This is a genomic window from Nonomuraea salmonea, from assembly GCF_042428605.1.
Taxonomy (GTDB): domain Bacteria; phylum Actinomycetota; class Actinomycetes; order Streptosporangiales; family Streptosporangiaceae; genus Nonomuraea; species Nonomuraea salmonea.
This window is the reverse complement of record NZ_JBHMCF010000063.1, coordinates 1-6,138: the sequence shown is the minus strand read 5'-3', so window position 1 is coordinate 6,138 and position 6,138 is coordinate 1. Positions and strand designations below refer to the sequence as shown.

Annotated in this window: 1 protein-coding gene; it reads right to left on the bottom strand. The window is 74.8% G+C overall.

The window, feature by feature from the left end; genetic code table 11:
* Positions 1 to 6,138, bottom strand: a 6,138-nt coding sequence (locus tag ACFFR3_RS48965) for a non-ribosomal peptide synthetase (RefSeq protein WP_379485441.1), incomplete at both ends; no start/stop codon positions are given.

The window sequence follows — 6,138 nt, the reverse complement described above, 5'->3', positions numbered from 1 at the left end:
AGACGTCGGCCACGTTCGCCGCGCCGCCCGGCACCCCGGCCACGATCCGGTCGATGTCCGACTGGGACAGCTCCACCAGCGGGAGCATCTCGGGCGTGATCTCCGTGGCGTCGTCGGGGATGGCGTTGGGCGGCACCACGACCTGCTCGACCCCGGCCACCGCGGCGAGCCCCGCCACCGTCGGCGTCTGGAACAGCGCCCGCACCGACACCGCCACACCCCGCGCCCGAAGCCACTCCACCAGGGAGACGACCAGCAGCGAGTGGCCGCCCAAAGCGAAGAAGTCATCGTCGACCCCGACCCGCTCCAGCCCGAGCACGTGCGCGAACCCCTCGCACAGCAGCTCCTCGCGCGGGTCGGCCGGGCCGCGGCTGCCGACCGCGTACTCGGGCGCCGGCAGGGCCTTGCGGTCCAGCTTGTCGTTGGCGTTGAGGGGCAGCGCGTCGAGCGGGACCACGGCGGCGGGCACCATATGGGCGGGCAGCCGGACGGCGACGAAGCGCCGTACCGAGTCGGCGAGGCCGGCCGGGTCGCCGGCCGGGACGACGTACGCGACCAGCCGCTTGTCACCGGGCCGGTCCTCGCGGACGACGACAGCCGCCTGCGCGACGTCAGGATGCTCCAGCACCACGGCCTGGATCTCGCCCGGCTCGATGCGCATGCCGCGGATCTTCACCTGGTCGTCGGAGCGGCCGACGAACACCAGCTCGCCGTCCGCGTTCCACTTGGCCACGTCGCCGGTGCGGTACATGCGCTCGCCGGGGCCGCCGAAGGGGCAGGCCACGAACCGCTCGGCGGTCAGCCCGTGACGTCCCGCGTAGCCGCGGGCGAGGCCGGCGCCCGCGAGATACAGCTCGCCCGCCACCCCCACCGGGGCCGGGGCCAGCCATTCGTCCAGGACGTAGACCCGCGTGTTCGCGATGGGCCGGCCGATCGGCACCTCGGTCACGCCGGGCCGGCAGCGCCAGGCGACCGCGTCGATGGTGGTCTCCACCGGGCCGTAGCCGTTGTACATGGCGCGCCCTGGGCTCCACCGGTCCACCAGGGCGGGGGTCAGGGCCTCGCCTCCGACGTCCAGCACGACGCCGGGTGCGACGGAGCCCTCCTCCAGGCCGGCCAGCACCGCGGGCGACAGCACGGCGTGGGTCACCGCGTGCTCCGTCAGGAAGCTGGAGAGCGCGGATCCGGCGCGCCGGTCGGCGGGCACCACGACGAGGGTCGCGCCGGTCAGCAGCGCCAGCACCCATTCCAGGCCGAACTGGTCGAAGCCCACCGACGCGAACTGCAGGATGCGCGACCCCGGCCCGATGGGCTCCGGGTATCGCCTGGCCAGCGCGGTCGCGGTGTTGGCCAGGCCGCCGTGGGTGACGGCCACGCCCTTCGGACGGCCGGTCGAGCCCGAGGTGTAGATGACGTACGCCAGGTGCTCCGGCGACAGGGCGGCGCGCTCGTCCACGGGCAGGGGCGCGCCGGAGAGCGCCGCCACGTCAGGACCGTCGAGCCGCAGCACGGGGACGTCCTCGGGGACGAGCGCCGCCGTCTCGGCGCTCACCACGGTGGCGACCGGCGCCGCGTCGCGCAGCATCCACTCCACCCGGGCCGCCGGGTGGTCGGGGTCGACCAGCAGGTACGCGCCGCTCGCCTTCAGCACGCCGAGCACGGCGGTCAGCACGTCCACGCCCCTGCCGAGCACGACCGCCACCAGGGTCTCGGGGCCGACGCCGCGGGCGAGCAGCAGCCGGGCCAGCCGGTTCGCCCGCGCGTCCAGGTCGCCGTACGTCACCTCCTGCCCGTCGCACACCACGGCCACGTCGCCGGGCCGGGTCGCGGCCCTGGTCTCGAACCGTTCGACGACCAGCGCGGGGTCCACGTCCACGGCGGAGTCGTTCCAGTCGGTCAGCGTGCGGCGGCGCTCGTCCGCGCTGATCGCCTCGATCGCCGACAGCGGCCGGTCGGGGTCCTCGGCCAGCGCGGCGAGCACGAGGGCCCAGTGCTGAGCGAGCCGCGTGGTGGTGCCGGGTTCGAAGACGTCGGCGGCGGCCGTGACGGCGCCGCGCAGCCCTGCGGGGTCGCCGTGCTCGTCGTACGACTCCGCCACCAGCACGTCGAGATCGACCTTCGCGGCCGCGCCGGTCGCCGGCAGCCCGGCCGCGCGGACGCCCGGCAGGTCGAGCACGGCGTCGGCGTTGTTCTGCAGGGTCAGCATCACCTGGAACAGCGGGTGGCGGGACAGCGACCGCGACGGCGCCAGCTCCTCCACCAGCCGCTCGAACGGCACGTCCTGGTGGGCCAGCCCGGCCACGCTCGCCGCCCGCACCCGGCCCAGCACCTCACGGAACGTCGGATCCCCCGACAGGTCGGCCCGCAGCACCAGCGTGTTGACGAAGAAGCCGACCAGGTCGTCCAGCGCCTCGTCCGTGCGCCCGGCGTGCGCCGCGCCGATCGGGACGTCCCGGCCCGCGCCCAGCTTGGCCAGCAGCACCGCGAGCGCCGCCTGCACCACCATGAAGGTGGTCGCGCCCTCGGCCCGCGCCACCCGCGCCAGCCGGGCGTGCACGTCGGCGGGCACCTCGAAGGGCGCGAGATGGTCCTGGTGGCCGGGCAGGCCGGGGCGTGCGCGGTCGAAGGGCAGCGTCAGCTCCTCCGGTGCCCCGGCGAGCGTCTCCCGCCAGTAGGCGACCTGGCGGGACAGCAGGCTGCCCGGGTCGTCCTCGTCGCCCAGCAGGTCACGCTGCCACAGGGCGTAGTCGGCGTACTGGACGGGCAGCGGCTCCCAGGCCGGGGCCCGTCCCGCTTGGCGGGCTTCGTAGGCCGCCGACAGGTCCCTGGCCAGCGGCGCCATCGACCAGCCGTCCACGGCGATGTGGTGGGCGACGACGACGAGCACCTGCCTGCCGGGCGCGGTGCTCAGCAGCGACGCCCTGATCGGCGGCTCGGTGGTCAGGTCGAAGGTGTGGGCGCAGGCCCGGCCGATCGCGTCCTCGGCGTCCTGCGGCGCCACCTCGGCGACCGGCAGCTCCCACTCCAGCTCGTCCAGGTGGAGGACCCGCTGGTACGGCTCGCCGTCCGCGATCGGGTAGACCGTCCGCAGCACCTCGTGCCGGTCGAGCACGTCGCGGAAGGCCGCTTCCATCGCGGCGCGGTCGAGGTCGCCGATCAGGTCCAGAACGACGGGGATGTTGTAGGCGGGGCTCGGCCCTTCCAGCCGGTTGATGAACCACAGGCGGCGCTGGGCGTACGACAGGGGCACCCGCTCGGGACGCGCCCGCCCGGTCAGGGGCGCCCGCGCCGCGCGTGCCTCGTCCAGCCGTTCCATGAGCGCGGCCGGCGTCGGCGCGTCGAACAGTGTCCTGACGCTCACTTCGGCGCCGAGCGCGGTGCGGATCCTGCTGACCAGCCGCACCGCCAGCAGGGAGTGGCCGCCGACGGCGAAGAAGTCGTCGTCCATGCCGACCTCGGGCCGGCCGAGCACGTCCGCGAACGCCGCGCACAGCAGCTCCTCGCGGGGCCCGGACGGCCGCCGCCCCACGGGGCCTGTCGTTTCGGCGGGCAGCGCCCTGCGGTCGAGCTTGCCGTTGACGGTCAGCGGCAGCGACTCCAGCACCGTCACGGACGGCACCATGTAGTGGGGCAGGCGGCGGGCCGCGAACGCGCGTACCGACTCGGCCAGGCCCTCGCCCTCGGCGGCGGGCACCACGTAGGCGGCGAGCCGCCGGTCGCCGCGCTCGTCGTCGCGCGCGATCACCGCGGCCCGCGCCACGCCGGGATGCTCGGCGACGACGGCCTGCACCTCGCCCGGCTCGATCCGGAAGCCGCGGATCTTGACCTGGTCGTCGGCGCGTCCCAGGAACACCAGGTCGCCGTCCGTGGTCCATTTCGCGACGTCGCCCGTGCGGTACATGCGCTCGCCCACGCCGCCGAACGGGCAGGCCACGAACCGCTCCGCCGTCAGCGCCGGACGGTAGCCGCGGGCCAGGCCCGCGCCCGCCAGGTACAGCTCGCCCGCCGCGCCCACGGGGACCGGCCGCAGCCACCGGTCCAGCACGTACGCCCTGGTGTTCGCGATCGGCCGGCCGATCGGCACCTCGCCGACGCCGGGACGGCAGCGCCAGACCGTGGCGTCCACGGTGGTCTCGGTCGGGCCGTAGGTGTTGAACATGATCCGTCCCGCCGCCCAGCGGTCCACCACCTCGCGCGGGCACGCCTCGCCGCCCACTTCGATGACCATGTCCGGCGGGACGGCGTCCGGGTCCAGCCCGGCCAGCACCTGCGGCGGCAGCCACACGTGCGTCACCTGCTCCTCGGTCAGGAACGCCGCCAGCTCGGCCCCGGCCCTGCGGTCCTGCGGCACCACGACCAGCGTCGCGCCGGACACCAGCGCCACCGACCAGTCCGTACAGAAGATGTCGAACCCGGGCGAGGCGAACTGCGCCACCCGCGACGCGGGCCCGGTGCCCACGCACGCCACCGCGGCCTCCACCGTGTTGGCGAACGCGCCGTGCGGCACCACCACCGGCTTCGGCCGGCCCGTTGAGCCTGAGGTGTAGATGACGTAGGCGGGTTGTCGCGGCAGCGGGCGTTCCCGGAGCGGGGTGTCGGGCAGGGCGGCCAGCTCGGCCGCGACCGCCGGGGCGTCCAGCGCCACCACGGGGGCGTCCCCTGGCGTGTCCGCCCGTCCGACGACCACCACCGGCTCGGCGTCGGCCAGGATGCCGGCGATGCGGTCCGCGGGGTGGCTGACGTCGATGGACAGGTACGCGGCGCCCGCCTTGAGCACGCCGAGCACGGCCACGACGAGATCGATGCCGCGATCCAGCGCCACGCCGACGATCGACTCAGGGCCCGCGCCGCGCGCGATGAGCAGGCGGGCCAGCCGGTTCGCCCGCGCGTCCAGCTCGGCGTAGGTCACCTGCGTTCCTTCGCAGGTCACGGCCACCGCGTCGGGCGTCCGCGCGGCCTGCGCCTCGACGCCCGCGACGACCGAGGTCAGGTGGTTCTCCGCCGCCGTGTCGTTCCACTCGTCGAGCAGCCGGTGCCGCTCGTCCTCGTCCAGGACGCCGATCGACGCGAGCGGTGTGTCCGCGTCGGCGTGGACGAGGTTCTCGACGGCCGTGGCGAGCAGGGCGCCCACCGCGTGCGGGTCGATCGGCGGCACGACGTCGACCACCAGGCCGAGGGTGCGGCCGTCGTCGTCCACGGCCACGGAGAGGGGGAAGTTGTCGCGCTGCTGGGAGAAGGTGATGGTGATGCCGTCGAAGGTGTCGGTGGCCTGGTCGTCGGCGCTGTTGTGGCGGTAGTTGAACAGCGAGGTGAACAGCGGCGCGTCTCCTGGGACCCCGCTTGCCCGCTGCGCCACCGCGAGCGGGGCGTGCTCGTGGGCCAGGAGTTCGGCGAGCTGTCCGCGCATCGCGGTGATCGTCTGCGCGATCCCGACGTCACCGACCTGCACCCGGACCGGCAGCGTGTTGATGTAAGGCCCGGGCACGCGGTCGGCGCCGGCGCCCGCGTTCATGCGGCCGAACAGCACCGTCCCGAACACCACGTCATCACGGCCCGACACCGCCGCCAGCACCCGGGCCCACGCCACGTGCAGGACCGTCGCCGGGCTCACGCCGAGCTCGCGCGCCATCCGCCGGACGCCTCCCGCCACGTCGTCGGGGACCGGCACGCGTGCGCGCCGCGTGTCGTCGCTGCCGCCACGGACGTCCATGAGGCCGAACGGCGCGGTGGTCTCCTCGACGTCACCGAGCAGGCCGGCGAAGAAGCGCTCGTGCTCTTCGGCGCGCACGGCTCCCTTGGCCTGGGCGACGAAGTCGCGGAACGGCAGCGGCTCGGGCAGCTCGTCGCCACGCCCGTCCAGGAAGGCCGCCACCTCGCTCAGCACCACCTCCAAGCCCAGGTGGTCCTGCACCAGGTGATGCACCCGCACCAGAGCAAGCCAGCGGTCATCGTCCTGCGTCACGTGCACGTCGAGCAGCGGCGCGCGGCCCACGTCCATCGACAGGCCGACCGTGGCCACCAGATCGCCGGTGACCTCGGCCACGGGTAGCACCGCACGTCGCCACACCACCTGGACCGGCTCGGGGAGCCCTTCCCACCTCACCGCCGTGCGGAAGATGTCGTGCCGGTCGATCACCC